This window comes from Marinobacter sp. L-13 (assembly GCF_056857715.1).
Map to the genome: position 1 here is coordinate 66,664 of NZ_JBSXNQ010000062.1, position 25,109 is coordinate 91,772.

Consider the following 25,109-nt stretch of genomic DNA (forward strand, 5'->3'; position numbering starts at 1 on the left):
CTCCACAGTTTACACAGCCCGGACAATCACCGGATGGACAGCAATTGCTGAACTTCGTCGACCCGGGCCCTGGCCTCCGTCAGAAGCTGCAAACTGCGAGAAGCATTGAGTTCAAGCTCGCCCAGACGCCGATACGCCGGCACCTGGTCGAACGGGGGAAGCTCGGCATTCTGGCTGGAACCGATCATCGAATGCAATTGCGCCACGATAACCACATCCACCAATTGGGGTGATGTCTCTCGGCATTCATAGCCCCAGTCCTCGGCATGACGGACCGCCTCAACGAACGCCGGCGGGAACGACCAGTTCTCCAGAACCGCCGTACCCACATCCGCCCTGAGTTCGCGGATTGCATGGCTGAGGTTGGCCTCATCGGCAAAGAGATTCACATGATGTTCCGCCTGGACCAGGATCGGTACCACGCCGATATCATGGAGCAGTCCCGCCAGCAACGCCTCCTCCGGATTCAATTTGGTGGCGTGATCCGCCAGCACCCAGCAAAGGGCAGCCACTTCACGAGAGTGACGCCAAAGCTTTTCCATCTCTTTCTGAAGCGACGCCTGACGGGTCTTGAACACCTCACGCATGGAAAACACCGTCACCAGCTGGCGGGTGGTGCGCATGCCCAAACGGACCACTGCTTCCCGGACATTCCGGACATCACTGAATCCGCGATAAAGCGGGCTATTACAGGCGCGAACGAGCTTGGCCGCCATCGCCGGGTCGGCCGATACGGCAAGAGCCACCTGATCCGCCGTCGACTCCTCTCTATCTACCGCCCGCCGGACCTTCCAGGCCACATCCGGCACACTGGGAAGCTTCACCTGGTTCGATCTCAGCTCCGACAGGAATTCCATCAGCAGGTGATGTTCCTCGCTCTCGAGCCCTCCATTGCCTTCACCTGAATCCATCTCAACCTGTTCGACAGGCGCCGAACGCAGCAACTGGTTAAGGATGTCCTGCTCGACGACCAGGAATTCCGAGGGTTTGACGGCTGTAACGTCGTACATTCGTGGCTGGAGTCTGGCAATCGGGTTCTGGGCTTTCTCGGTTTCGGCTTCGATGATCGTTTTTCGGCCATCCACGGACTCAAGCTCAATCTTTCCTGCCACCAGGAAAAAATCGAGACCGTCACGGACACCGCGTTCCAGCACCCTCTGCCCGGGCCCATGGGTACGACGCTCGGCCCGGCTGGCAAGCAAAACCAACTGGTCATCGGTCAGCCGGTTCAAGGGCTGAAACTCTTTAAGGCGACGAAGCGGCAGGCTTTCCTGGCCGGCCATAGGCATACTCCTTGTCGGATCAAACCGGAAAATAAGTTGGCAACTGTGTTAACTATTGTAAACAGAGGCTCTGAAAACAACCATGCGCCTGGAGTCTAATCTGGTATCCTCTGTTTTTTTGATCAACGTCATCAGGTAACAACAGAGAGAAAAGAACCCCATGCCTCAGTATCGTTCGCGGACATCCACTGCAGGCCGCAACATGGCCGGCGCCCGTGCCCTCTGGCGCGCCACCGGCATGAAAGACGGCGACTTCGGCAAACCGATCATCGCGGTTGCCAACTCTTTCACCCAGTTCGTGCCCGGCCACGTGCACCTTAAGGACCTCGGGCAACTGGTGTGCCGCGAAATCGAGTCCGCCGGCGGTGTTGCCAAGGAATTCAACACCATCGCGGTCGATGATGGCATCGCCATGGGCCATGACGGCATGCTTTACTCCCTGCCATCCCGGGAGATCATCGCCGACTCCGTAGAGTACATGGTCAATGCCCACTGTGCCGATGCGCTTGTGTGTATTTCCAACTGCGACAAGATCACCCCGGGCATGCTGATGGCTGCCATGCGCCTCAACATCCCCACGATCTTCGTCTCTGGCGGCCCCATGGAAGCAGGCAAGACCAAACTGTCGGAGCACAAGCTCGACCTGGTGGACGCCATGGTCATTGCTGCAGATCCCAACGCCTCCGACGAACAGGTGGAAGAGTATGAGCGCAGCGCCTGTCCGACCTGTGGCTCCTGTTCCGGCATGTTCACCGCCAACTCCATGAACTGCCTCACCGAGGCCATCGGTCTGGCGCTGCCGGGCAACGGTTCGCTCCTGGCAACGCACGCCGACCGGGAGCAGCTGTTCCTCAAAGCCGGTCGACAGATTGTGGAGAATGCGCGGCGCTATTACGAGGAGGATGACGCCAGCGTACTGCCGTTGAGCATTGCTTCAATGGCGGCTTTCGAAAACGCCATGGTCATGGACATCGCCATGGGCGGCTCAACCAACACCATCCTCCATTTGCTGGCGGCAGCCCAGGAAGGCGGTGTCCCGTTCACCCTGAACGAGATCGACCAACTGTCACGTCGTGTACCGCAACTTTGCAAAGTGGCTCCGAACTCACCCAAATATCACATGGAAGATGTGCACCGGGCCGGCGGTATCATGGGCATTCTCGGCGAGCTGGAACGGGGCGGCCTGATCAACACCGACCTTCCCACCGTGCACAGCAAGACCATGCGAGAAGCGCTCGAGACCTGGGATATCATGAGGTCGCCGCCCACCGAAGTGGTCGAGTTCTACAAGGCCGGCCCTGCCGGCATTCCCACGCAGACCGCGTTCTCCCAGAGCACCCGCTGGCCAACCCTGGACGGTGACCGGGAAACCGGCTGCATCCGCTCGGTTGAGAACGCCTACAGTTCCGAAGGCGGCCTGGCCGTACTCTATGGCAATATTGCCCTTGACGGCTGCGTGGTCAAGACTGCGGGCGTAGACGAGAGCATCTTCGTGTTCGAAGGCAAGGCAAGGGTATTCGAGAGCCAGGATTCCGCCGTTGCCGGAATTCTCTCCGACGAGGTCAAGCCGGGCGAGGTTGTCATCATCCGTTACGAAGGGCCCCGTGGCGGACCGGGCATGCAGGAAATGCTGTATCCGACCAGCTACCTGAAATCCAAGGGACTCGGCAAAGACTGCGCGCTACTGACGGACGGGCGTTTCTCTGGCGGCACTTCCGGCCTGTCCATCGGCCACGCGTCGCCGGAAGCGGCCGCCGGCGGAGCCATTGGCCTGATCGAAAATGGCGACACAATCCGCATCGACATTCCGAACCGGAGCATCAACGTGGAGCTGGATCAGCCCGAACTGGATCGTCGCCGGGAAGCCAGGGACGCCAAGGGCTGGAAACCGGAACTGCCACGGGACCGCAAGGTGTCTGCAGCCCTGAAAGCCTATGCGCTACTGGCCACGAGCGCCGATAAGGGCGCCGTTCGGGATCTCGAAAAACTCGACTGAGCACTGAGATCCTGAACCAACAAAAAAGCCCAGCGGGACATCTCGCCGGGCTTTTTTGTTCAGGAAACTCCGATTACCAGAGCGACCAGCCGCCATCTTCCTCTTCTTCAATGGCGTCATCCTGCTCAGGCTCCGGGGCCGAGGTTTCTGCCGCGGAAGAAGCCGACTCCTGAGCCGGCGCGCTGCTGGCTGCGGCAGACTGTGACGGTGCCGAAGCGGCAACCTGAACCGATATCATACCCAAGGCTTCCTTGGTCGGATCGTCCAGATTTCCCGTGGTCTGAAGACCATTATCCTTTTGGAACCGGGTTAGCGCGGACCGGGTTGAGTCATCCATCTGCGGGCTGACATTGGTAATGTCGTATCCTGCTCCGTAGAGCGCGTTCTTGAGTGCAACGATCTCATCCGCGAAGGCTGCAGGGGCAAAGCCCAGTGTGACCGCCAATCCGGCCGCTGCGGCCAGGCGTCCCAATCGGGTTGTTGAGTTTCTCATGGTACTCACCTGCTAACTCCTGATATCTCATCGATATCCGTTTCTTTCTTGTTGTGTGGTGCCTATCTCCACAGGCTGGGGCAAACGGTTAAAAGACTACCATACTTTTGTCGCATGTCGCCTTACGGGACATCATGTCCCGTTTTCTTGCTTTGCGCAGGGGTATCTTCGTCCGCAGAAGCGGCTGGGCGGTGGGCTTCTTCGCTGAATTCGCGGATGAAAATGCCCCAGAACGCCATAAACAGTGCAGCTACCAGCGGTCCCATTACGAATCCGTTGATGCCGAACATGACAATGCCCCCAAGGGTCGACAACAGAACAATGTAGTCCGGCAGCTTGGTATCACGACCAACCAGTACCGGGCGCAGCAGGTTGTCTGCCAACCCGATGACCACCACACCAAAGGCTGTCAGCACCACCGCTTCGACAACATCGCCCACGGCCGCCAGGTAGATGGCTGCCGGCACCCAGACCAACGCCGCACCCACAGCCGGCAACAGCGATACGATCGCCATAACCACACCCCAGAGCAACGCACCACTGATGCCCAGGATCCAGAAAATCAGCCCGCCCAGAGCCCCTTGGATGATGGCAATCAGCAGGTTGCCCTTGACTGTCGCGCGGGTCACCTCCGCAAACTTGGCAAACAGCAACCGCTCCCGCTCATCGCCCAGTGGCAGAGCCCGAATCATCAGTTCGACCAGCGCACGACCATCCCGAAGCAGAAAGAACGCCAGGTACACCATCAAGGCCAGGCCCAGGAAAAACTGGAAGGTATTCTGGCCCACGCCCAGCGCCTGCCTGCCCAGGAACTGGCTTCCTCCGACAAAGATACTCACGGCCCGGTCCCTCAGCTCAGCAAAGCTGATATCAAACTGTGCCAGGAAGGCCTGGATGGCGGGGAACGACTGGTTGACCCGATCTATGTATTCCCCGGGGCGTATTTCACCACTCTGGATCTGCTGATAAAGCGCGACGCCCTCGGCAACCAATGAGGTCACCAGTACCAGAACCGGGATAACCACGATGAACATGCAGATACACAGGGTAATCAGTGCATTTACATTGGGCCTGTCCCCGAGTTTCCGCTCCAGCAGTTGCTGCACCGGGTGGAAAATCAGGGCGATGGCGACCGCCCAGAATATGGGCCCGAAAAAGGGCTTCATAAGAAAAACAAAGGCAAGGGAAACGCCGACCAGCAACGCCAGAAAAGTCCGTGTTTCAAGTTTTGCGTACATAGATTATGCGGTTCCCTGATGTTGGTTCTGCGATATAACGAGTCATTCTACCCTACCACGCTGGCGTGGCCACTGTAGCTGTCTTCGGGTTATAGTGGACGGTTGTTGATCAACTAATAGACAGGTCATGTTGTTGGAACTGGAAACCTTCACCATCGAAACAGCCCTGGATGCGGCCACCGAGTTGCGCAAGGTTCTGGCCGCCCGAACGCACCGTCGCAAAGTGATGGGTCAGGAAGTCATGGTGCCGGGTCAGCTAGGCGAGGCCCTGCAGCTACCACGCATTATCAACCGGCTCCAGAGCAAGCAGATGAAGCAGAGGGAGCTCGGCCTCGAGGACTTCCAGGAGCTGTGGCCTACCCTGTCGCCACAGACTCGGGAGAGAGTGCTGGGGGCAATCGGCTGGTATGACCCCAAGGAGCTTGACTGGGATGACAAGCGCTCCAACCGTCGGCCACTGGTCGATCCTGACAGTTAAGCCGTATAACACCGGCATCCCGACTTTGAAATGTCATACTTGGCCCATATGTTGGGCAGTATCAGGAGGATATTTATGACTGAACAACATCAATACACAGCACTTCTTGCTGAAGGCAGCGCGGTTCCCACACTCCTTTGTGGCCACTGCCACTCGATTCTCTCCAGGGCCCGGATTTTCCGGAATGAGGGCGACCAGCACCAGAACATGGAGTGCCAGACCATTGGCCTTTGCTCAGCCGACGATTGCGGCGCCGTCAATTGTTGCGATGACGCTCTGGCCCGCGTTGACAACCCCGAACGCCTGTTTGGCATTGCGTCCTGATTCAAAGCCACAACGCTCTGTTACGCAACTCAAACACACAAAATTTCCATCTGCTTTATCCTGATCTTCGACGATTGTAGTAGGGCACTATGAGCACCGGATGCCGCCCGGCAATCACGCAACCAATCAGTCAGGACAGTCGATGGCATGCGTATTCTGAGAACCGATGAAGCCCGCTTCGCAGGTCTTCCGGATTACCCCTTTGCTCCAAACCATCTTGACGTAGAACCGGGTCTCCGGATGCACTACGTTGACGAAGGCCCTAGAAACGCCTCGCCGGTTCTCATGCTCCACGGCGAACCATCCTGGTCCTACCTGTACCGGCACATGATCCCTCTGGTGGCCGAGGCCGGTCACCGGGTGTTGGCCCCGGATCTGATCGGCTTCGGCAAATCCGACAAGCCGGCGTCGGTTACAGACTACAGTTACGGCCGCCATCTCACGTGGCTGGCCAGTTGGCTTGAACAGCTCAACCTGACCAATATCACCCTTGTGTGCCAGAACTGGGGATCGTTGCTGGGCCTGCGACTGGCCGCGGAACACCGTCAGCGATTCAGCCGAATCATCGTCGGAAACGGCATGCTGCCGACCGGCGAAACGCCTGTTCCAGCGGTATTTTCCATGTGGAAGGCATTTGCCACCCACAGCCCCTGGTTCCCGGTCGGTCGTATCGTGCAACTGGGCACCGATCGCACCCTGAGCAAAGCTGAAATTGCCGCTTACGAAGCCCCATTCCCGTCAGCAGAGTTCAAGGCCGGAGCCAGGGCGTTTCCAAAACTGGTTCCGACGGAACCGGATACACCGGACAGCGACGCCAACAAGGCGGCCTGGCAGGTCCTGGAGAAGTGGAAGAAGCCCTTCATCACCTGCTTCAGCAGTGGCGACCCGATTACCCGGGGCGGCGACAGGCACATGCAGCGCCGGATTCCCGGTGCCCACGGCCAGCCTCACATCACGCTTCGGGGCGGACATTTCCTGCAGGAAGATTCACCGGAAGATTTCGCCCGCATCATCATCGATGCCCTGAAATCGGAAATGGCGGCCTGAGCCGCCATTTTTCCTGGCCGAACACGGTTACCGTCTGGCGGCGCAGAGTGCCGAGCCCGAGCAGCGGTTAGCTGCCTACAGGACTCATGACAAAGATTCCCCGGCATCGGATGGCAACGCAATGGCCTGTCCCCGGCAACTACCTATAGCCTCGCCGGGGTTTTGCGTATTAAAGCAGCAACAAAGCCGCTATAATGTCGGCACAACATGCATTGCCCGGCAATGCTCTACCTCCCGAATTCCGAGTGAATCAATGTCTGAATTGTCCTTTGCCGAACTGGGGCTGGATCCAGCCGTACTTGAAGCTGTGTCCGCCGTTGGCTACGAAACCCCGTCACCCATCCAGGCCCAGGCGATCCCCGCGCTGCTGGCCGGTAACCATCTGCTGGGCGTTGCCCAGACCGGAACCGGTAAGACCGCGGCATTTGCATTGCCCCTGCTGAGCCGGATTGACGCCTCTGTTACCGATCCCCAGATTCTGGTTCTGGCCCCAACACGGGAACTTGCCATCCAGGTGGCGGAAGCGTTTACCACCTATGCCAGCAAGTTCCGGAATTTCCACGTTCTGCCCATTTACGGTGGCCAGGACTTTTATCCCCAGATCAAGGGCCTGCGTCGCGGTGCCCAGGTGATCGTGGGCACACCGGGCCGGATGCTCGACCACCTGCGCAAAGGTACCCTGAAGCTGGACAGCCTGAAAGCGCTGGTTCTTGATGAAGCCGACGAAATGCTGCGCATGGGCTTTATCGACGACGTGGAAGCGATCCTGGCGAAGACCCCGGAGAACTGCCAACGGGCATTGTTCTCGGCCACCATGCCGCCGCAGATCAAGAAAGTGGCCCAGACCTACCTGCGCAACGCCACAGAAGTTCGCATTGAAAGCGAAACCCGCACGGTCGAGCGTATCTCCCAGTTCGTTCTGCCGGTCTATGCTGAGCGCAAGCTGGATGCCCTGACCCGCATTCTGGAAGTTGAGCCGATTGATGCCGCCATAATTTTTGTGCGCACCAAAGCGGAAACCACCATGCTGGCCGAAAAGCTTTCTGCCCGGGGCCACGCGGTCGCGCCCCTGAGCGGTGACCTGAACCAACGCCAGCGTGAACAAACGGTTGAAGACCTGAAGCGCGGAAAGAAAGACATTATCATTGCCACCGACGTGGCAGCACGCGGTCTGGACGTGTCCCGTATCACACACGTCATCAACTACGACGTTCCCTACGACACTGAAGCGTACATCCATCGGGTTGGTCGTACTGGTCGTGCCGGTCGCGAAGGCAAGGCGATCCTGCTGGTAACACCCCGCGAGCGCAGTTGGCTGCGAACGCTTGAACGCGCAACAAACTCGCCGATGGAAGCTTACGAGTTGCCGTCTCCCGTTGAGCTCAAGAAAATGAGGGAGCAGCAGTTCGAGTCCCAACTGCTGGGCTTTGCGGAAGACAAGAAGTTGGCAAAGGCGATGTCGCTGCTGGACGAAATCGCCGAGCGCAATGACATGGACATGGCCATGGTAGCCGGCGCCCTCGCCTGCTGGATGGAAGCAGCCCAGCCAGGCTCCCTGCCCCTCGAGCAGCCAGAGGCCTTGCCAACCGTGTCGGCAACACCTCCCCGCCGTGATCGTAAAGGTGGCGGCGGTCGTCCGGGCGAGAATCGCAAGGGCCCGAAAGGCGGTTTCAAGAAAGGTGGCCCGAAGGGTCGTGGCGGCCCCGGTGGTCGAGGCAAACCGCCCGGCAAGGGCGGCAAGCCCGCAGGCAAGCGCCCGCCTCGTCAGGCTTAAGCCTGACGCTGATAGACCACGAAACTGTAGTCGTAAGGGTTGTTATCGGACGCGGAGAAATCCTCCCGTCCGATTTCTTCCCACTCATCCCAGTTTACTTCCGGAAAAAACGCATCGCCGTCCACCTCAGCGTGCACCTGGGTGATGTACATCCGATCAACCATCGGCAATGCCTCGGCGTAGATCTGCCCGCCACCGATAATCATCACTTCGTCACCACCTTCCAGCTCCGCCTGCGCCTCGGCCTTCACCAGCGCTTCGGGCAAAGACTTCGCAGCCACTGTTCCGGTTGGCGCTTCCCACTCTTCATTGCGCGAGATCACCACGTTCATCCGTCCCGGCAATGGCCGCCCAATGGAGTCCCAGGTCTTCCTGCCCATGATAATGGGCTTGCCCATGGTAGCCTGCTTGAAATAACGAAGGTCACCCGGAAGATACCAGGGCAGTTTGTTGTTACGGCCAATAACCCGGTTACGGGACATGGCAACGATCAGGGCTTTTCTCATGTACTCGTCTCTTCGGGGTTCGGTCAAATGGCAATCGGCGCCTTGATGCCCGGATAGGGGTCATAACCCTCAAACTCGAAATCTTCCAGCTCGTATTCGAAGATGCTCGCGGGCTTGCGCTTGATCACGAGTTTAGGCAGGGCCCGGGGCTCGCGTTTCAGCTGCTCGAAGACGATGTCGTCGGTCAGGTGGTTCTGGTACAGATGGCAGTCGCCGAAGGTATGCACAAACTCACCGACATCCAGATCACACTGCTGGGCAATCATGTGCGTCAGCAAGGCGTACGAGGCAATATTAAAAGGTACGCCCAGGAACAGATCGGCGCTTCGCTGGTAAAGCTGGCAGGAGAGCTTGCCGTCGGCCACGTAGAACTGGAAAAGGCAGTGACAGGGTGCCAGCGCCATGCGACCCTCGCGAACGTTATCCTGGGGACCGATGGACTCATCCGGAAGCTCAGCGGGGTTCCAGGCGGACACGATCAGCCGGCGGGAATTCGGTTTGGTGCGAATCTGCTCGATCACTTCGCTGATCTGGTCAACCACCTCGCCATTGGGGCACTGCCAGCTTCGCCACTGTTTGCCATAGATAGGCCCAAGGTCACCATTCTCCAATGCCCACTCGTTCCAGATCGAGACCTTCCGTTCCTGCAGCCAGGAGTTGTCGGTGGAGCCCCGCAGGAACCAGAGCAGTTCGTAAATGATGCTGCGCAGGTGGACTTTCTTGGTAGTGACCAGCGGAAAGCCCTCCTGGAGGTTGAAGCGAATCTGACGGCCAAACACCGACCGGGTGCCGACACCGGTGCGGTCTCCCTTGTCGAATCCGTTATCAACAACGTCTTGCATAAGGTCGAGATAGGCTTTCATCGGGCTTGTCTCCGGTAGGCAATAAACATCAGGGCGGCGCCGGCAACGATCATCGGGAAGGACAGTACCTGCCCCATGGTAAGCCAGTCAAAGGCAAGATAGCCCAGCTGCGGATCCGGCTGACGCACGAATTCCACCAGGAAGCGGAACACGCCGTAGCAAATGAGGAACAGACCGGAAACCGCCATGGTCGGGCGCTGCCGGGATGAGAACCACCACAGGATCACGAACAGGGCAACGCCTTCCAGGGCAAACTGGTAAAGCTGGGAGGGATGACGGGCGAGAGAATCCGGAGCCGTTCGAAACACCATACCCCAGGCAACGTCAGTGGGCTTGCCCCACAACTCGCCGTTAATAAAGTTGCCGATCCGCCCTGCGCCGAGTCCAAGGGGCACCAGCGGCGCCACAAAGTCGGCCAGGCGCCAGAATCCGCTGCCCACCTTGCGGCCATACCACCACATGGCATACATCACGCCCAGCAAACCGCCGTGGAAAGACATGCCCCCTTCCCAGACCCGCAGCAGCCAGAGCGGGTCCGCCAGGAAGGCGTCAAAGTTGTAGAACAGGACATAGCCGAAGCGGCCGCCCAGGATGACCCCCAGGGCCAGGTAAAACAGAAGGTCGCCCATCTGCTCTTCGTTGATCGGCGACCAGGGCTTGCGGGTGCGAATGCGTCCAAGCCACCAGCCGGCTAGAAAACCGAACAGATAAGTCAGACCGTACCAGTGGATCTTGAGGGGGCCGATGGCAATGGCCACCGGATCAATCTGGGGATGCTGCAGCATATACTACCTCTCAGCTCAGGAGAAAACGGAGCCCCACCAGCAGGAGCATGATGGAGAAAGTACGCTTGAGAATCCGGGGGTTCAGCCGATGTGCCAGATTGGCGCCCACCCGGGCAAAGAAAACGCTGGTGAGAATAATACCGATCAGGGCCGGCAGATAAATGAAGCCGGCGCTCGGTTCCGGCAGTGCGGGATTGTCCCACCCTGTCCAGATGTTACCCAGAGCACCGGCAATGGCGATAGGCAGGCCGCAGGCAGCCGATGTGCCCACCGCCTGCTGCATCCGCACGTTGCACCAGCTCAGATAGGGAACCGTCAGAGTTCCACCGCCGATTCCGAAAATCGCCGACGCCCAGCCGATACCGCCCCCGGCAACGCCCAGCCCTGCGACGCCGGGAACATCACGACCGGGCTTGGGGTCGACCTGGTAAAACATCTTCAGGCCCACCAGAATCACGAAAATACCGATCAGCAGTTCCAGCGCTCGCCCGCTCATCAGGGACGCGGTCCAGGCGCCAACCAGGGCACCGGCCACAATCCCCGCGGTCATGGGCCGGAACAGATCCCAGCGCACGGCACCGTGCTTGTTGTGGGAGCGAATGGAGCTGACCGAGGTAAAGACAATGGTCGCCAGCGAGGTGCCAACCGCCAGATGGGGAATAATGTCCGGATTGATTCCCTGCAGACCAAAGCTGAACATCAGCACAGGCACGATGATCAGCCCGCCGCCAATGCCAAACAGGCCCGCGACGGTGCCCGCCAGGGCGCCAAGGGCCAGATAAGATGCTATTACATAGAAAAGGGTCATAGTTTGAGACGCACCCGGGAAAACCAAGGCTGGTATGATACACAGCGCAAGAGTCAACTTCATTAAATCCGGGAGCCTACTCCTAAACCATGTGCCTGATCGCTTTCGCCCTTGGCCAGAACCCTCATTTCCCGCTGGTTGTTGCCGCCAACCGGGATGAATTCTTCCGTCGCCCAACAGCCGCCATGGACTGGTGGACCACAGAATCCGGCACCCGCGTGCTTGCCGGCCGTGATCTGCTTTCCGGGGGCACCTGGCTTGCAGTCAATGCCGATGGCGAGGTCAGTGCCGTGACCAATGTACGGGAAGGCACACCGGAGACCGGTCGAATCAGCCGGGGCGAACTGCCCTTGCGGGCCCTCACCGATTCCCGGGATAGGCTTGAGGGCTATCTACTTGATGAAGCCGATCAGTTTTCCGGCTTCAACCTCGTTCACCTGACCACGGGAGACGGCTGGTATTTCAGTAACCGGGATGCCCACCCCGGCCGGCGGATCCACCGCGGGGTCTACGGCCTGAGCAATCACCTTCTGCAGACACCCTGGCCCAAACTTCTGCGCCTCCGACAGGCCGCAGGGGACACCGTTGCCGCTGCCGGCCGCCACGCAGAAAAGCTGCACAACGAATTGATTCCTCTGCTTCAGGACAGCACGCCGGCACCGGACCACCTGCTGCCTGACACCGGCGTTGGGCTGGAGACCGAGCGCTTCCTGTCGTCGCCCTTTATCGTCGGCTCAGATTACGGCACCCGTGCAACCACCGTGGTCACCGTGTCTGCCAGCGGCGAAATCGAGGTAACCGAACAGAGCTGGGGCCCGGACGCCGAAACCGGGGAACGCCGCCACTTCCATTGGCAGCGATAGCGAACAGGCTCTGGTATAATCCGCGAAATTCTGCCACCCGATCGGAGGGCCCCTGATGGCCGGTGAACAAGGCGCCACATCGATAGCCGATTTTGAAAAATCTCTTGATGAACTGGAAAAGCTGGTTCGCGATCTGGAACAGGGCGAGCTGTCCCTCGAACAATCCCTGACGGCGTTCGAGCGGGGCGTAAAGCTGACGCGTGAATGCCAGCAGGCGCTGAAGAGCGCCGAGCAGCGGGTCGAACAATTGGTACAGAACAGCGACGGCACCCTGGAAACCCGCCCGTTTTCACCGGATGATGCTGACTGATGTCCGGACCGAACCCGCTTGCCGCTGATTTTCTGGAAACCTGCCGGGCCCGCGTCGATGCAGAGCTGGACCGGTGCATTACACGTGATTCCGCCTCTGGCCGCCTGCAGGAAGCCATGCGCTACAGCGTGCTGGGTGGTGGCAAGCGAATCCGCCCGGCGTTATGCCTCGCGGCAGCCAGGGCACTGGGACAGACGGGTGACGAAGCCCTGATTCCGGCCTGCGCGGTGGAGCTGATCCATGCCTATTCACTGATCCATGATGACCTGCCGGCCATGGACGACGACGAATTACGCCGCGGACGGCCCACTACCCACATTGCCTTCGACGAAGCCACTGCCATCCTCGCCGGAGATGCCCTGCAAGCGCTGGCCTTCGGGTGGCTTGCCGAGGCTCCGGGATTATCGGAATCCGTGCGTCTGATCATGGTCAGGGAACTGGCCCGGGCCAGTGGCCACGGCGGAATGGTTGGCGGTCAGGCCATTGATCTTGAATCGGTGGGCAAGAGCCTGGCACTGCCCCAGCTTGAAACCATGCACCGGCACAAGACTGGCGCGTTGATCGAGACCAGCGTGCGGATCGGTGCCCTGACCGCGCCGTCGGTCAACGAGCAGGCTCTGGCCTCTCTTACACAGTATGCCAAGGCACTGGGCCTGGCCTTCCAGGTTCAGGATGACCTGCTGGACATAGAGGGAGACACCACGGTCATTGGCAAACCCCAGGGTTCGGATGTCGCCCGCGCCAAACCCACCTATCCCGCCCTGCTTGGCGTGGCCGGCGCACGGGAGCATCTGGCAGCTCTGCTCGAGAATGCCCAGGACAGCCTGAGGGCATTCGGCTCCGAAGCAGACCCGCTGCGGGCGATGGCCGATTACGTGGTGGCAAGAACCCATTGAACCCCGGCGCCCCGAAGGCGCACACTGGCCGTAAATATTTTCGTAACAACTGGCCCGGTTTGTGTGAAACAGCCTCCCCTGTTCCCTTATAATGCCAGTCAGTTACTGAACGTACCGGAAAAGACCCGAGCAGATGCAGGACACTTATATTTTCAAGGAAATCCCGTCACAGCGGCCCAACACGCCGCTGCTGGACCGGATTGACGAACCGGCCCAGCTGAGAGAGCTGGCCCCGGAGCAGCTTACGCAGCTGGCCCGGGAGCTCAGGGCATTTCTGTTATGGTCAGTGGGCCAGACCGGTGGCCATTTCGGCGCGGGCCTGGGCGTGCTCGAGCTTACCGTTGCCCTTCACTATGTTTTTGATACGCCGAGCGACCGTCTGGTCTGGGATGTCGGCCATCAGGCCTACCCCCACAAGATTTTGACCGGCCGAAAGGACGCCATGGGCAGCATACGTCGCAAAGACGGTCTGGCCGGCTTCCCGAAGCGTGCAGAAAGCGAATACGACACCTTCGGCGTGGGCCACTCGAGCACCTCCATCAGCGCTGCACTGGGCATGGCCGTTGCTGCAAGACTGCAACAGACCGGCCGTAAAAGCATCGCCGTTATTGGTGACGGCGCCATGACCGCTGGCATGGCCTTTGAAGCCCTGAACCACGCCGGTCACCTGCACGCCGACATGCTGGTGATCCTGAACGACAACGACATGTCGATCTCCCGGAATGTTGGCGGACTGTCCAACTACTTTGCCAAGCTGCTGTCCAGCCGCACCTACAACCAGGTTCGCGACAGCAGCAAGAAGGTTCTTCAGGGAGCGCCACACCTTATGGCGCTGGCCAAGAAAACCGAGGAGCACTTCAAGGGCATGATTGCCCCGGGTACCCTGTTCGAAGAATTGGGGTTCAACTACATCGGCCCTATCGATGGTCATGACCTGCCCCTGCTGGTGGAAACCCTGGAGAACATCCGCGAACTTGAGGGTCCGCAGTTTCTCCATGTGGTAACCACCAAGGGCAAGGGCTTTGCGCCGGCTGAAGCCGATCCGATCGGCTACCACGCCATCAACAAGATCGAACCGGTTCCTCCCAGCAAGCCCGAACCGGTCAAGCCGAAACCGGCAAATCCGAAATACGCCAACGTCTTTGGTCAGTGGCTCTGTGATTCCGCCGAGCAGGACGAGCGCGTGGTGGGCATTACCCCGGCCATGTGTGAAGGTTCCGATCTGCTGGCGTTCTCCCAGCGTTTCCCGGAACGCTACTTCGATGTCGCCATCGCCGAACAGCACGCAGTCACGCTGGCCGCAGGGCTCGCCTGTGACGGCGCCAAGCCGGTGGTCGCCATCTACTCGACGTTCCTGCAGCGGGCGTACGATCAACTGATTCACGATGTCGCTATCCAGAACCTGGATGTGCTGTTCGCGATTGATCGCGCAGGCCTGGTCGGTGAAGACGGCCCGACCCACGCTGGCGCTTTCGACATCAGCTACCTGCGCTGCGTGCCGAACATGGTGGTGATGACACCGTCGGACGAAAATGAAACCCGCCAGATGCTCCAGACCGGCATGCTCTACGAAGGACCGGCATCGGTGCGCTACCCCCGTGGCACAGGCCCCGGTGCCGAAATTCAGCAGGAACTGACGCCGCTTGAGATTGGTAAGGGCCGCCGGATTCGCAACGGCAAAGGTGTTGCCATCCTCAACTTTGGCACCCTGCTGGCGCCTGCTCTGGAGGCTGCAGAAGCCATCGGCGCGACGGTCGCAGACATGCGTTTCGTCAAACCCCTGGATGAAGAACTGGTGTTGGAGCTGGCCGAGCAGCATGAACTGCTGGTGACCCTGGAAGAAAACGCCATTGCCGGTGGTGCAGGCAGCGCCGTGACCGAATTCCTGAACAGCCGCCTGGTTACCTTGCCGGTACTTCAACTGGGCCTGCCCGATACCTTTATGGACCACGGCAAGCACGGGGAGCTGCTGGAAGAATGTGGTCTGGATGCCGCAGGTATTGAATCGTCTATCCGCACGCGGATCGAGACCCTGCGCCACCAGAACCTGAAAGCCGTCAAATAGACGGAACACAAACCTGAGAATGCAAAAAGCCCGCGGAGTTCGCGGGCTTTTTCGTATGTGGCGACAAACCCAGCTCAGATTTCGGGATCGTCGTCCTGATGGGTCTCCAGCCAGTGGCCGAGCTTGCTCTGCTTGGTATCGAGGTAGTGTTCATTGTGGGGGTTGCGGCCCACGTGCAGAGGTACCCTTTCCGTAATGTCGATGCCGTAGGAGGAGAGCGCTTTGACCTTGCGGGGATTATTGGTCATCAGCCTCAGGCTCCTGATACCGAGATGCTCCAGCATGTCCTTGCACATGCTGTAGTCACGAAGATCGGCCGCGAAACCCAGACGCTCGTTGGCCTCTACCGTATCCGCGCCCTGATCCTGCAGATGGTAGGCGCGGATCTTGTTCAACAGGCCGATTCCCCGACCCTCCTGACGCAGATACATGAGGATACCCCGACCTTCCCGGGCAATGCTGCGCAGCGCCTCTTCCAGCTGGTAGCCGCAATCACACCGCATGCTATAGAGGGCGTCGCCGGTCAGACATTCGGAATGCGTGCGGGCCAGCATGGGTTCGTCGCTATCCAGGTCACCGAGAGTCAGGGCAACGTGTTCCTTTCCGGTGTCCGGTTCTTCAAAGCCGTGCATATCAAATACCCCGAACGGGGTCGGCAACCGGCAGGTCTGGATGTAACGAACAGCCACAGTGTTTCCTCGTGGTTCAGTCAATCGGGCCGCGCATTCTATCACGGGCCCGCCCGCTTGGCGTAGTCTCGGCACTGTCGCTCCTCCGGAGTGGTCTTGGTAACCAACACTTACGAGCGCGGCGGTCCGCCAGATCAGGCTTTATCGGCGACCCAGTGGCCACTGCGGCCGCCTTTCTTCTCCAGCAGACGCACGGAATCAATCTCCATGCCACGATCGACCGCCTTGCACATGTCGTACAGCGTCAGTGCCGCCACGCTTGCCGCGGTTAACGCCTCCATCTCGACACCGGTCTGGCCGGAAAGTTTGCAGCGGGTCAGGATATGTACAGATGCCCCGTCGTCGCCCGGAGTCAGTTCAACTTTCACTGACGTCAGGTTCAGCGCATGACACAAGGGAATCAGATCATGGGTTTTCTTTGCGGCCATGATACCGGCGATGCGGGCAACAGCCAGGACATCCCCTTTGGGATGCTCACCCTCAATAATCATGTTCAGGGTTTCCGGCGCCATGCGGATGGTAGCTTCAGCGCGGGCCTCGCGTTCGGTGGCCGCCTTGTCGGTCACATCCACCATGCGGGCTTCGCCCTTGTCGTCGAGATGGGTCAGTTTACTCACGGTCTCTCCCGGAATCGGTTGTGCAAGATGGTGAAAAATGCAGGAACGACAGCATAACAGACATGGCCACGGCGTCGCTGACAAGTATCAGCTTTGCGGCCACCAGAAGCGGATTCCGGCGATGCCCTGACCGCCCCGCTGGCGAGCCTCGCGGAGATCGCCGGGCGACAAACCGCCCAGGGCAAATACCGGAAGCACCGCTTCCGACACCAGGTCGGCAAAGACCGACCATCCCAGGGTCGGCGCACCCGGATGGCTTTCGGTCGGCTGGACTGGCCCCAGGGTCACGTAGTCCGCTCCGATAGCCGTCGCATGATCGATTTCCTGCCTGTCATGGCAGGAAACCCCCAGCCAGACATCTTCCGGAACCGGTCTGGCCGAGAGTTTGTTCGCCTCGCGCCAGGGCAGGTGCAGCCCACGGGCGCCGGGTATGGCGCGGAATACCTCCGGTCCACCGTGCACAATCAGGGCGGCTCTGGCCTTTTCACAAACCGGCAACGCGTTCGCCGCCAACTCCCGATAGGCCGGCGGTCTCAACGCCGGAGCCCGGAGCAGTACCAGCGGTGGTCGAGCGGCGCTCAGACCCTCCTGAAGGTGCGCAAGGGTTGGCTCCAGGCCATTCTCGGAACCGGTGATTGCCAACTGCCGGGGCAAACGCAGAGCGCGAATGATCGGCCGGTTGGCGGCGGGGAAATCCTCATCCCGAAGCTGCTCCGGGGTCAGCCATTCCACGGGCTGCCCCTCACATCCCCTTGCTTCGCCCCCGGCAGAACTGGTTTCCCAGACGTCCAGGAAAACCCGCTTGTCGCCATAATCGTGCCGAATACCGATAACAGGCTCCAGGGAACCCGCCGGCACGTGAAGACCGGTTTCCTCGGCAATTTCGCGCACAAGCGCCGCCTGAACCGTCTCGCCAGGCTCCACCTTGCCACCGGGAAACTCCAGTAAGCCCCCTTGGTGAACGTGGTCTGGCCGTCGGGCGATCAGCACACGGCCATCACGGACGATGACCGCCACGGCAACGTGAACCTCTTTGACCGGCGTCTCTCTGGCAGACATGCTCAGGTACGATACTCGGCGTTGATAGTCACGTAATCGTGGGAGAAATCACAGGTCCACACGGTTTCCCGAACATCACCCCGCTTGAGGTCGATGGCAATGGTGATCTCTTCCCGGTCCATCACGGCCTGCCCGCGGGCTTCCGAGTAATCCTCGGCCCGGCCACCGTTGCGGACCAGGCAGACATCGCCCAGATAGATTTCAAGGGCATTGAGGTCCAGTCCTTCGACACCGGCGCGACCAACCGCCGCCAGAATCCGGCCCCAATTCGGGTCCGAGGCGAACAGTGCGGTCTTGACCAACGGCGAATGCGCCACGGTATAGGCAACGTCCAGAGCCTCCTGCTGACCGGCCGCTCCGCTGACGTCGATGGTGACAAACTTGGTTGCTCCTTCGCCGTCGCGGACAATGGCGTGGGCCAGTTCCAGATAGATTGCCTGCAAGGCCTCCCGCAGCTTCGGCAGCGCCGCGCTGGAGGCCGTGATCTCGGGGCCGGAATACTGGCCGCTGGCCATCAGCATGCAGGCGTCATTGGTAGAGGTGTCGCCATCGATAGTGATGCGGTTGAAGGACTTTTCCCCCAGTTCCGAGGCAAGCGTCTGCAGCAGTTCCGGCGCAATCCGGGCATCGGTGGCAATAAACCCGAGCATGGTCGCCATGTTCGGGCGGATCATACCCGCACCCTTGCTGATGCCAGAGATGGTGACCGTGTGACCGTCCAGCTCCACCTGACAGGAGGCGCCTTTTGGGCGGGTGTCCGTGGTCATGATGCCGCTGGCGGCCTCTGCCCAGCGGTTCTCGGCGGTGTTCGCCAGGGCGTCCGGAAGGGCGCCGACAATTTTCTGCACCGGCAGCGGCTCGCCAATCACGCCCGTGGAAAACGGCAGGATCTCGGCTTCGGCAACGCCCGCCTGGCTTGCCAGAGCCTGGCAGCAGGCCACCGCATCCCGCATGCCCTGCTCACCGGTGCCGGCATTGGCATTACCGGTATTGATCAGCAGATACCGGGGCGAGGTCTCGGCCAGATGTCGGCGGCTGAGAGTAACCGGCGCCGCGCAGAACTGGTTTTTCGTGAAAATCCCGGCAACCCGGCTTTCCGGGGCCAGCTCAAATACAACCACGTCCTTCCGTCCCGGCTTCTTGATGCCTGCACTGGCTATACCGATCTTAACCCCCGCCACCGGGTGAAACTCAGGTAAGGTTCCCGGACCTACCGCCATTCTGCCACTCCTCTTGTCTGGGGTTGCGCTCGAAGTACCGCACAACCCGCTGGAAACGAAAAAACCCGCAGTCCACCAGTCGTGGCTGGCAGATTGCGGGTTCCGATGGTGCAGTCAGTAGTCTGTATTAGCTGACCTTGCCATGACACTGCTTGTACTTCTTGCCGGACCCGCAGGGGCAGGGTTCATTTCGACCCACCTTGCGCTCCTGTCGAACGAAGGTTTCGGGGGTCGACTGGCGGGAATCGTCAGCGTTGCCCTCGCCCTGACTCTGGGCCGTGGCGCTGGTCTCATCGTGGCGCAGGCGAGCCTTGGCAAGCTCTTCTTCGAGTTCCTGCTTGCGACGGCGCTCGACTTCTTCCATTTCTTCACGGCTCTGGACACGAACATGGCAGAGTACGCGGGTGACGTCCCGTTTCATGGTATCAAGCATGGTTTCAAACAGGTTGAACGCCTCGCGCTTGTACTCCTGCTTGGGGTTCTTCTGGGCATAACCCCGCAGATGGATGCCCCGGCGCAGATGGTCCATGTTGGAAAGATGCTCTTTCCAGAGGGTATCCAACACCTGCAGGAAGACCTGCTTTTCGAACTTGCGCATGGCCTCTGAGCCGGCGATTTCTTCCTTGGCTTCGTAGGCGGCGACAATCTCGTCCAGAATCTTCTGGCGCAGGTTTTCCTCATACAGCTTGTTATCTTCTTCCAGCCACTTCTGTACTGGAAGATCAATGGCCATCTCGGACTGGAGCTGTGCTTCCAGACCAGTGATGTCCCACTGTTCGGGCATGCTCTGGGGCGGGATGTATTCACTGATCAGCGAATCGACAACGTCCTCCCGGATGGTCTTGACCATGTCCGAGATATCGTTTGAGGACATGACCTCATTACGCTGGTCGTAGATGACCGTCCGCTGATCGTTGGCCACGTCGTCGTATTCCAGCAGCGTCTTCCGCATATCGAAGTTGCGGCCTTCGACCTTGCGCTGGGATTTCTCGATCGCATTGGTCACCATACGGTGTTCAATGGCCTCACCCTTTTTCATGCCCATTGCCTGCATCAGGCTCTTGACCCGGTCAGGTGCGAAGATACGCATGAGGTTGTCTTCCAGGGACAGGAAGAACCGTGAGGAACCGGGATCGCCCTGGCGACCGGCACGGCCACGAAGCTGGTTATCAATCCGGCGGGATTCGTGACGCTCGGTACCAATGATGTGCAGGCCACCGGCCTCAAGAACCTGATTGTGGCGCTCGGTCCATTCCGCCTTGACCCGGGCAACCTCCTCTTCCGAGGGATTCTCCATGGCGGCGACTTCGTGCTCCCAGTTACCGCCGAGTACGATATCGGTACCACGACCGGCCATGTTGGTGGCGATGGTGACTGCGCCCGGCCGGCCCGCCTGAGCAATGATATGGGCTTCGGATTCGTGCTGCTTGGCGTTCAGGATCTTGTGTTCGATCCGCGCCTTCTTGAGCAGCACAGAAAGAAGCTCGGAAGCCTCGATAGACGCGGTACCCACGAGGATCGGGCGCCCTTCGGCGGTGACATCCTTGATCTCATCAATGATCGCGTGGAATTTCTCTTCCTGAGTCAGATACACCAGATCGTTGTAGTCAGTCCGCTGAATCGGCTTGTTGGGCGGAATGACCACCACGTCGAGGCCGTAGATCTGACGGAATTCGAAAGCTTCGGTGTCTGCGGTACCGGTCATGCCGGCCAGCTTGTCGTAAAGCCGGAAATAATTCTGGAACGTCGTGGACGCGAGAGTCTGACTTTCGGCCTGGATCTTGACGCCTTCTTTGGCCTCAACCGCCTGATGTAGGCCTTCGCTCCAGCGGCGCCCCGGCATGGTACGGCCGGTATGCTCGTCCACGATGACCACCTGGCCGCCCTGAACAATGTAATCCACGTCTTTCTGGAACAGATGGTGGGCCCGCAGTGCCGAGTGCACGTGGTGCAGCAGGCTGAGGTTGGCCGCTGAATACAGGCTCTCTCCTTCCTTCAGAAGGCCACGCTCAAGCAGCAATTCTTCAACTTTCTCGTGACCGCCCTCGGTCAATTCCACCTGGCGGGATTTTTCGTCGATGGTGAAGTCGCCGGTAGGCTCACCCTCTTCAGGCACCTCACCTTTTTCCAAGCCCGGAATCAGCTCATTGATGGCCTGGTACAGTTTTGAACTGTCCTCAGCCGCACCCGAGATGATCAGCGGCGTTCTGGCCTCATCGATCAGTATCGAGTCCACTTCGTCCACGATCGCGTAGTTCAGCCCGCGCTGGACCTTGTCCTCGGTACTGAACGCCATGTTGTCACGCAGATAGTCGAAGCCAAATTCGTTGTTGGTACCGTAGGTAATATCCGCCTGATACGCCGCGCGCTTTTCTTCCGCCGGCTGGCCCGAGGCCACTACACCCACCTGCATGCCCAGGAACCGGTAGAGCTTACCCATCCACTCGGCATCACGGCGGGCCAGGTAATCGTTCACGGTAACCACGTGGACGCCTTTGCCGGGCAGCGCGTTCAGATACACCGCAGCAGTGGCAACCAGAGTTTTACCCTCACCGGTTTTCATTTCCGCGATACGGCCTTCGTGCAGGGTGATACCACCGATCAGCTGGACGTCGTAATGGCGCATTCCCATAACGCGACGGCCTGCTTCACGCACGGTCGCGAAGGCTTCAGGCAGCAGGGCGTCGAGGGATTCGCCTTCATCAAGCCGGCGACGGAACTCCGCGGTCTTACCTTGCAACTCGGAGTCGGACAGATTGCCATACTGCTCTTCAAGCTCATTGATGCGTATGACAGATTTACGCATTCTCTTGATTTCTCTGGCGTTTTTACTGCCGAACATCTTAGTTGCAAGCTTTGTGAACATAGACCACTGCTTCTTTGATTAAACGGAGGAAGCCGGCATTCTAACCTTATTTTGTAACAGGACAAAAGGCAGGCCTCACACAGGCGCAAGAAGTCGCCGGTGAGGCACCGGATTCACAGATAAAAACCGGCCCAGAGCCGGTTGACGGAGAGATTGTGAAAGCTGCGGCGCCGGGACCGGATCAGCGGCTGGCACGCTTGATGTAGGTTTCCGGGTTTTCAGACTTGCCATTCCGGATGACTTCAAAGTGCACGTGAGGCCCGGTGGAACGGCCTGTGCTGCCCATCAGCGCGACTACCTGGCCCTTCTGAACAACATCACCCACTTCCACTTTGATCGTCTTGCAATGAGCATAGCGGGTGATCAGACCATCGCCATGATCGACTTCAACAAGGTTACCGTAGCCATAGCGCTCGCCGGCATAGGTCACCACACCGCCCGCAACCGAGATAATATCGCTGCCATCCTTACCGGCCAGATCAACACCGGCATGCCAGGTCCGCTTGCCGGTAAACGGATCGGACCGGTAACCGTACTTCGAAGACAGCCAGCCCCAGGTGATCGGACGGCCTTCCAGGTACAGCTCATCTTCGAGCCGCTTGCTGGAGGCCAGCTGGTCGAGCAACCGCAGTTGCTGCTCGCGGTCTTCGATTCGCCATTCCATTTCCTCAATCATCCGGGTCAGCTCAGGTGCGGAGAAGGAATCCCCGGACAAGGCATCCTCCGGGCCACCCACCGCAGCAGGCTGATCGAAGTTGAATTCATCGCTGGCCACCAGGCCGGATTCCACAAAACGCTGGCCCAGGGCATCCAGGCGCAATAACCGGCCCTGAATCTCGCCCAGGCGCAGAGTCAATGCATCTACCTGTTGCTGGACGTTCTCTTCAATGTTGGCCAACTCCGCCTTCTGCTCTGCCAGCTTCAGCTGCCACTCGGCCACCAGGTCGGCGTTGGTGGGCTCCCTGGCCTCTACCTGCTCAATCGCCGTCTGGTAACCGGCCCAACCCGCGGCAACCAGCAGGGAAAGCACCAGAAACAGCAGAGCAACAGCAAGCGTACTGTTGATAGACAACACCCGGGATTTTCCGTGGTGTTTGCCAACGAAAATAATGTTCATATCATCATCAGGTTTCATCGTTGAGCCGCAACCGCATCCTGTAGTGTTGCGCCCCGGAAAAATCCGAAGGGGGTCTGCCATCCTTTGGCAACAGCTACATACTGAAAAAATTGCAGCGCCCGGTAGACATACTCATTTATCACAATGTAAAACGAGTGTAATACAGGCACTACGCATAAACCGTGCCGAAGTGTAACCAATCGTAAACGGAGCCGTCGAGTAAAAACGCCGCCATGAAACGCAAAAGCGAGCAAAAAATGACCTTCGACAAGCTGGGCAAGACCCCGGTACTCAAGGATCTAGTGGCAAAGGCCGAACTTCACCGACAGGCAGAGGCAGAAGTTCTCGCAGCCCTACCGCAGGATCTGGTTAAGGGCACACGCTTTGTCAGCTGCAAAGACGGCGAACTGGCTCTGACAGCCGAAACCGCCGGGAAGGCCAGTCAGATCCGGTTCCGCCAGCACGAGATCATGGAAAAGCTTAGAGAGAACGAACTCTTCCGGTTCGTCTGGAAACTGAGGGTCAAGGTTGCGCCGCCACGATTCCGGGAAAAACCGGTGTTCAAGAAAGAGCCCTTGAGTAAAGAAAATGCCCGGCTCCTCAAAGAGGAAGCCGGGCACACGAAGGATAAAGCATTACGCGAGGTTCTCGAAAAACTCGCTAGCCACGTCCGGGATTAAAGCGTCCGGCTTTAACCCGCCGCCAGCACGGGCTTCATGTAGGAAATCGGGGCAGTGGCCTCATCATCAAAGGTAACCACTTCCCAGGCATCCTCTTCTGCCCTGAGCTTGCGCAACAGCTTGTTGTTCAGATCGTGACCGGATTTGATACCGCGGAACTCACCAATCAGGCTGTTACCCAACTGATAAAGGTCACCGATGGCATCAAGCAGCTTGTGCTTCACGAATTCATCGTCATAGCGCAGACCGTCTTCGTTGAGGATCTTGTAGTCATCCACAACGATAGCGTTATCCACACTGCCCCCAAGGGCGAGGTTCATGGCCCGCAATTTCTCGATGTCACGCATGAACCCGAAGGTCCGTGCGCGGCTCACTTCCTTCACAAAGGACGTGCTGGAAAAATCGACGGTGGCAGTCTGGGCGCGGCCTTTGAACACCGGGTGATCAAAGTCGATACCGAAGCTGACCTTGAAGCCTTCGAATGGCAGCAGGGTCGCTTTCTTGTCACCTTCCTCAACCGTGACCTCACGCTTGATGCGGATGAAACGCTTGGGCGCATCCTGCTCGGCAATGCCGGCGGACTGCAGAAGAAACACAAATGGACCGGCAGAGCCGTCCATGATGGGCACTTCCGCGGCGCTAAGCTCGACGAAACAGTTATCAATCCCGAGACCAGCCATGGCCGAGAGCAGATGCTCTACCGTCGCCACACGGACACCGTCTTTTACCAGCGTCGTGGACAGCATGGTCTCACCCACATTTTCCGCAGAAGCACGAATCTCGACCATAGGCTCGAGATCGGTACGGCGGAAGATGATACCGGAGTCCACCGGGGCAGGCTTGAGGGTCAGGTAGACCTTCTCACCCGAGTGCAATCCCACACCGGTGGCACGGATGGTGTTTTTAAGTGTCCGTTGTCTGATCATCGGTACATAATTCCGTCACAAAAAGGCGATATTCTAGGCAAAAATCTGCCCGGAGAATATCAGAAAATAAGACTGAATACCATTTAACCAATCCGTTGTTGCTGAATGTTCATACAGCACGCAACCCATGGCAATCAGTGCACGTTTTTACCGGTTTTCGGGTTCCCTATTTCGCACGGGAACAGGAACCGGATCACAATTGCACG

General features: G+C 59.1%; 24 protein-coding genes. 10 read left to right on the forward strand and 14 right to left on the reverse strand.

Going from position 1 to position 25,109, the window contains the following annotated elements:
- Positions 1 to 26: 26 nt before the first annotated feature.
- On the reverse strand, positions 27 to 1,283 hold the full coding sequence (locus AC13DD_RS15505) for an HDOD domain-containing protein (protein WP_008176449.1): 1,257 nt from the start codon (positions 1,281 to 1,283) through the stop codon (positions 27 to 29).
- 160 nt (positions 1,284 to 1,443) lie between these two features.
- Here AC13DD_RS15505 and ilvD point away from each other — a divergent pair, with 160 nt between their 5' ends.
- Positions 1,444 to 3,279 carry a dihydroxy-acid dehydratase gene (gene ilvD / locus AC13DD_RS15510; RefSeq protein WP_008176452.1) on the forward strand — a complete coding sequence of 612 codons (1,836 nt, stop codon included), beginning with the start codon at positions 1,444 to 1,446 and terminating at the stop codon, positions 3,277 to 3,279.
- Between the two features lie 73 nt (positions 3,280 to 3,352).
- Here ilvD and AC13DD_RS15515 read toward each other — a convergent pair whose 3' ends face one another.
- A complete protein-coding gene (locus AC13DD_RS15515) occupies positions 3,353 to 3,772 on the reverse strand; it encodes a peptidoglycan-binding domain-containing protein (protein WP_273157752.1) in 420 nt (139 codons plus the stop codon).
- Positions 3,773 to 3,894: 122 nt separating this feature from the next.
- Positions 3,895 to 5,010: an AI-2E family transporter gene (locus AC13DD_RS15520; protein ID WP_482931414.1), complete on the reverse strand. Its 1,116-nt coding sequence runs from the start codon at positions 5,008 to 5,010 to the stop codon at positions 3,895 to 3,897.
- 127 nt (positions 5,011 to 5,137) lie between these two features.
- Between AC13DD_RS15520 and AC13DD_RS15525 the strand changes: the two genes are divergently transcribed.
- From AC13DD_RS15525 to AC13DD_RS15540, 4 genes are all read left to right on the forward strand, one after another.
- A complete protein-coding gene (locus tag AC13DD_RS15525) occupies positions 5,138 to 5,488 on the forward strand; it encodes a hypothetical protein (RefSeq protein WP_008176458.1) in 351 nt (116 codons plus the stop codon).
- Positions 5,489 to 5,563: 75 nt separating this feature from the next.
- Entirely contained in the window at positions 5,564 to 5,812 is a 249-nt protein-coding gene (locus AC13DD_RS15530; RefSeq protein WP_008176460.1) for a hypothetical protein, read from the forward strand.
- Between the two features lie 147 nt (positions 5,813 to 5,959).
- Positions 5,960 to 6,859, forward strand: a complete 900-nt coding sequence (locus AC13DD_RS15535; protein WP_008176462.1) for a haloalkane dehalogenase — start codon at positions 5,960 to 5,962, stop codon at positions 6,857 to 6,859.
- A 253-nt stretch (positions 6,860 to 7,112) separates the two neighbouring features.
- The gene (locus tag AC13DD_RS15540; RefSeq protein WP_062785656.1) at positions 7,113 to 8,633 is read left to right on the forward strand and encodes a DEAD/DEAH box helicase; all 1,521 of its coding nucleotides are present in this window, start codon (positions 7,113 to 7,115) and stop codon (positions 8,631 to 8,633) included.
- Here the strand turns inward: AC13DD_RS15540 and AC13DD_RS15545 are convergent.
- From AC13DD_RS15545 to AC13DD_RS15560, 4 genes are read right to left on the reverse strand one after another with little or no spacing between them, the layout of a single operon-like run.
- On the reverse strand, positions 8,630 to 9,139 hold the full coding sequence (locus AC13DD_RS15545) for a dihydrofolate reductase (RefSeq protein WP_008176466.1): 510 nt from the start codon (positions 9,137 to 9,139) through the stop codon (positions 8,630 to 8,632). The two genes, AC13DD_RS15540 and AC13DD_RS15545, sit on opposite strands and share 4 nt — an antisense overlap.
- A gap of 23 nt (positions 9,140 to 9,162) precedes the next feature.
- The gene (locus AC13DD_RS15550) at positions 9,163 to 10,002 is read right to left on the reverse strand and encodes a thymidylate synthase (protein WP_092030347.1); all 840 of its coding nucleotides are present in this window, start codon (positions 10,000 to 10,002) and stop codon (positions 9,163 to 9,165) included.
- A complete protein-coding gene (gene lgt, locus AC13DD_RS15555) occupies positions 9,999 to 10,787 on the reverse strand; it encodes a prolipoprotein diacylglyceryl transferase (RefSeq protein ID WP_482931415.1) in 789 nt (262 codons plus the stop codon). The genes AC13DD_RS15550 and lgt overlap by 4 nt, the downstream gene beginning before the upstream one ends.
- Before the next feature lie 10 nt (positions 10,788 to 10,797).
- Positions 10,798 to 11,595 carry a sulfite exporter TauE/SafE family protein gene (locus AC13DD_RS15560; RefSeq protein WP_273157754.1) on the reverse strand — a complete coding sequence of 266 codons (798 nt, stop codon included), beginning with the start codon at positions 11,593 to 11,595 and terminating at the stop codon, positions 10,798 to 10,800.
- Between the two features lie 89 nt (positions 11,596 to 11,684).
- Between AC13DD_RS15560 and AC13DD_RS15565 the strand changes: the two genes are divergently transcribed.
- From AC13DD_RS15565 to dxs, 4 genes are all read left to right on the forward strand, one after another.
- Positions 11,685 to 12,458, forward strand: coding sequence for an NRDE family protein (locus tag AC13DD_RS15565; protein ID WP_273157755.1), 774 nt, complete (start codon positions 11,685 to 11,687; stop codon positions 12,456 to 12,458).
- Between the two features lie 55 nt (positions 12,459 to 12,513).
- Positions 12,514 to 12,768, forward strand: coding sequence for an exodeoxyribonuclease VII small subunit (locus AC13DD_RS15570; RefSeq protein ID WP_008176478.1), 255 nt, complete (start codon positions 12,514 to 12,516; stop codon positions 12,766 to 12,768).
- On the forward strand, positions 12,768 to 13,664 hold the full coding sequence (locus AC13DD_RS15575) for a polyprenyl synthetase family protein (RefSeq protein ID WP_405418599.1): 897 nt from the start codon (positions 12,768 to 12,770) through the stop codon (positions 13,662 to 13,664). The genes AC13DD_RS15570 and AC13DD_RS15575 overlap by 1 nt, the downstream gene beginning before the upstream one ends.
- Positions 13,665 to 13,797: 133 nt before the next feature.
- Positions 13,798 to 15,729 carry a 1-deoxy-D-xylulose-5-phosphate synthase gene (gene dxs, locus AC13DD_RS15580; RefSeq protein ID WP_482931416.1) on the forward strand — a complete coding sequence of 644 codons (1,932 nt, stop codon included), beginning with the start codon at positions 13,798 to 13,800 and terminating at the stop codon, positions 15,727 to 15,729.
- Between the two features lie 74 nt (positions 15,730 to 15,803).
- On the opposite strand, the gene ribA is transcribed toward dxs, so the two are convergent.
- The 6 genes from ribA to AC13DD_RS15610 form a co-directional block, all read right to left on the reverse strand.
- The gene (gene ribA, locus AC13DD_RS15585) at positions 15,804 to 16,418 is read right to left on the reverse strand and encodes a GTP cyclohydrolase II (RefSeq protein ID WP_008176485.1); all 615 of its coding nucleotides are present in this window, start codon (positions 16,416 to 16,418) and stop codon (positions 15,804 to 15,806) included.
- Between the two features lie 134 nt (positions 16,419 to 16,552).
- The gene (gene moaC / locus AC13DD_RS15590; protein ID WP_008176486.1) at positions 16,553 to 17,035 is read right to left on the reverse strand and encodes a cyclic pyranopterin monophosphate synthase MoaC; all 483 of its coding nucleotides are present in this window, start codon (positions 17,033 to 17,035) and stop codon (positions 16,553 to 16,555) included.
- Positions 17,036 to 17,122: 87 nt separating this feature from the next.
- Positions 17,123 to 18,094: a Nudix family hydrolase gene (locus tag AC13DD_RS15595; RefSeq protein WP_273157756.1), complete on the reverse strand. Its 972-nt coding sequence runs from the start codon at positions 18,092 to 18,094 to the stop codon at positions 17,123 to 17,125.
- A gap of 2 nt (positions 18,095 to 18,096) precedes the next feature.
- Positions 18,097 to 19,314, reverse strand: coding sequence for a bifunctional glutamate N-acetyltransferase/amino-acid acetyltransferase ArgJ (gene argJ / locus AC13DD_RS15600; protein WP_482931417.1), 1,218 nt, complete (start codon positions 19,312 to 19,314; stop codon positions 18,097 to 18,099).
- A gap of 127 nt (positions 19,315 to 19,441) precedes the next feature.
- Positions 19,442 to 22,180, reverse strand: a complete 2,739-nt coding sequence (gene secA / locus AC13DD_RS15605) for a preprotein translocase subunit SecA (RefSeq protein WP_069183990.1) — start codon at positions 22,178 to 22,180, stop codon at positions 19,442 to 19,444.
- A gap of 181 nt (positions 22,181 to 22,361) precedes the next feature.
- Positions 22,362 to 23,315 (reverse strand): M23 family metallopeptidase, encoded by a 954-nt coding sequence (locus AC13DD_RS15610; RefSeq protein WP_069183991.1) that lies wholly within the window; start codon positions 23,313 to 23,315, stop codon positions 22,362 to 22,364.
- A gap of 215 nt (positions 23,316 to 23,530) precedes the next feature.
- Here AC13DD_RS15610 and AC13DD_RS15615 point away from each other — a divergent pair, with 215 nt between their 5' ends.
- Positions 23,531 to 23,977 carry a DciA family protein gene (locus AC13DD_RS15615; RefSeq protein WP_069183992.1) on the forward strand — a complete coding sequence of 149 codons (447 nt, stop codon included), beginning with the start codon at positions 23,531 to 23,533 and terminating at the stop codon, positions 23,975 to 23,977.
- A gap of 11 nt (positions 23,978 to 23,988) precedes the next feature.
- Here the strand turns inward: AC13DD_RS15615 and lpxC are convergent, their stop codons facing one another.
- Complete coding sequence (gene lpxC, locus AC13DD_RS15620; protein ID WP_482931418.1) at positions 23,989 to 24,903, reverse strand: UDP-3-O-acyl-N-acetylglucosamine deacetylase; 915 nt, start codon at positions 24,901 to 24,903, stop codon at positions 23,989 to 23,991.
- Positions 24,904 to 25,109 lie beyond the last annotated feature (206 nt).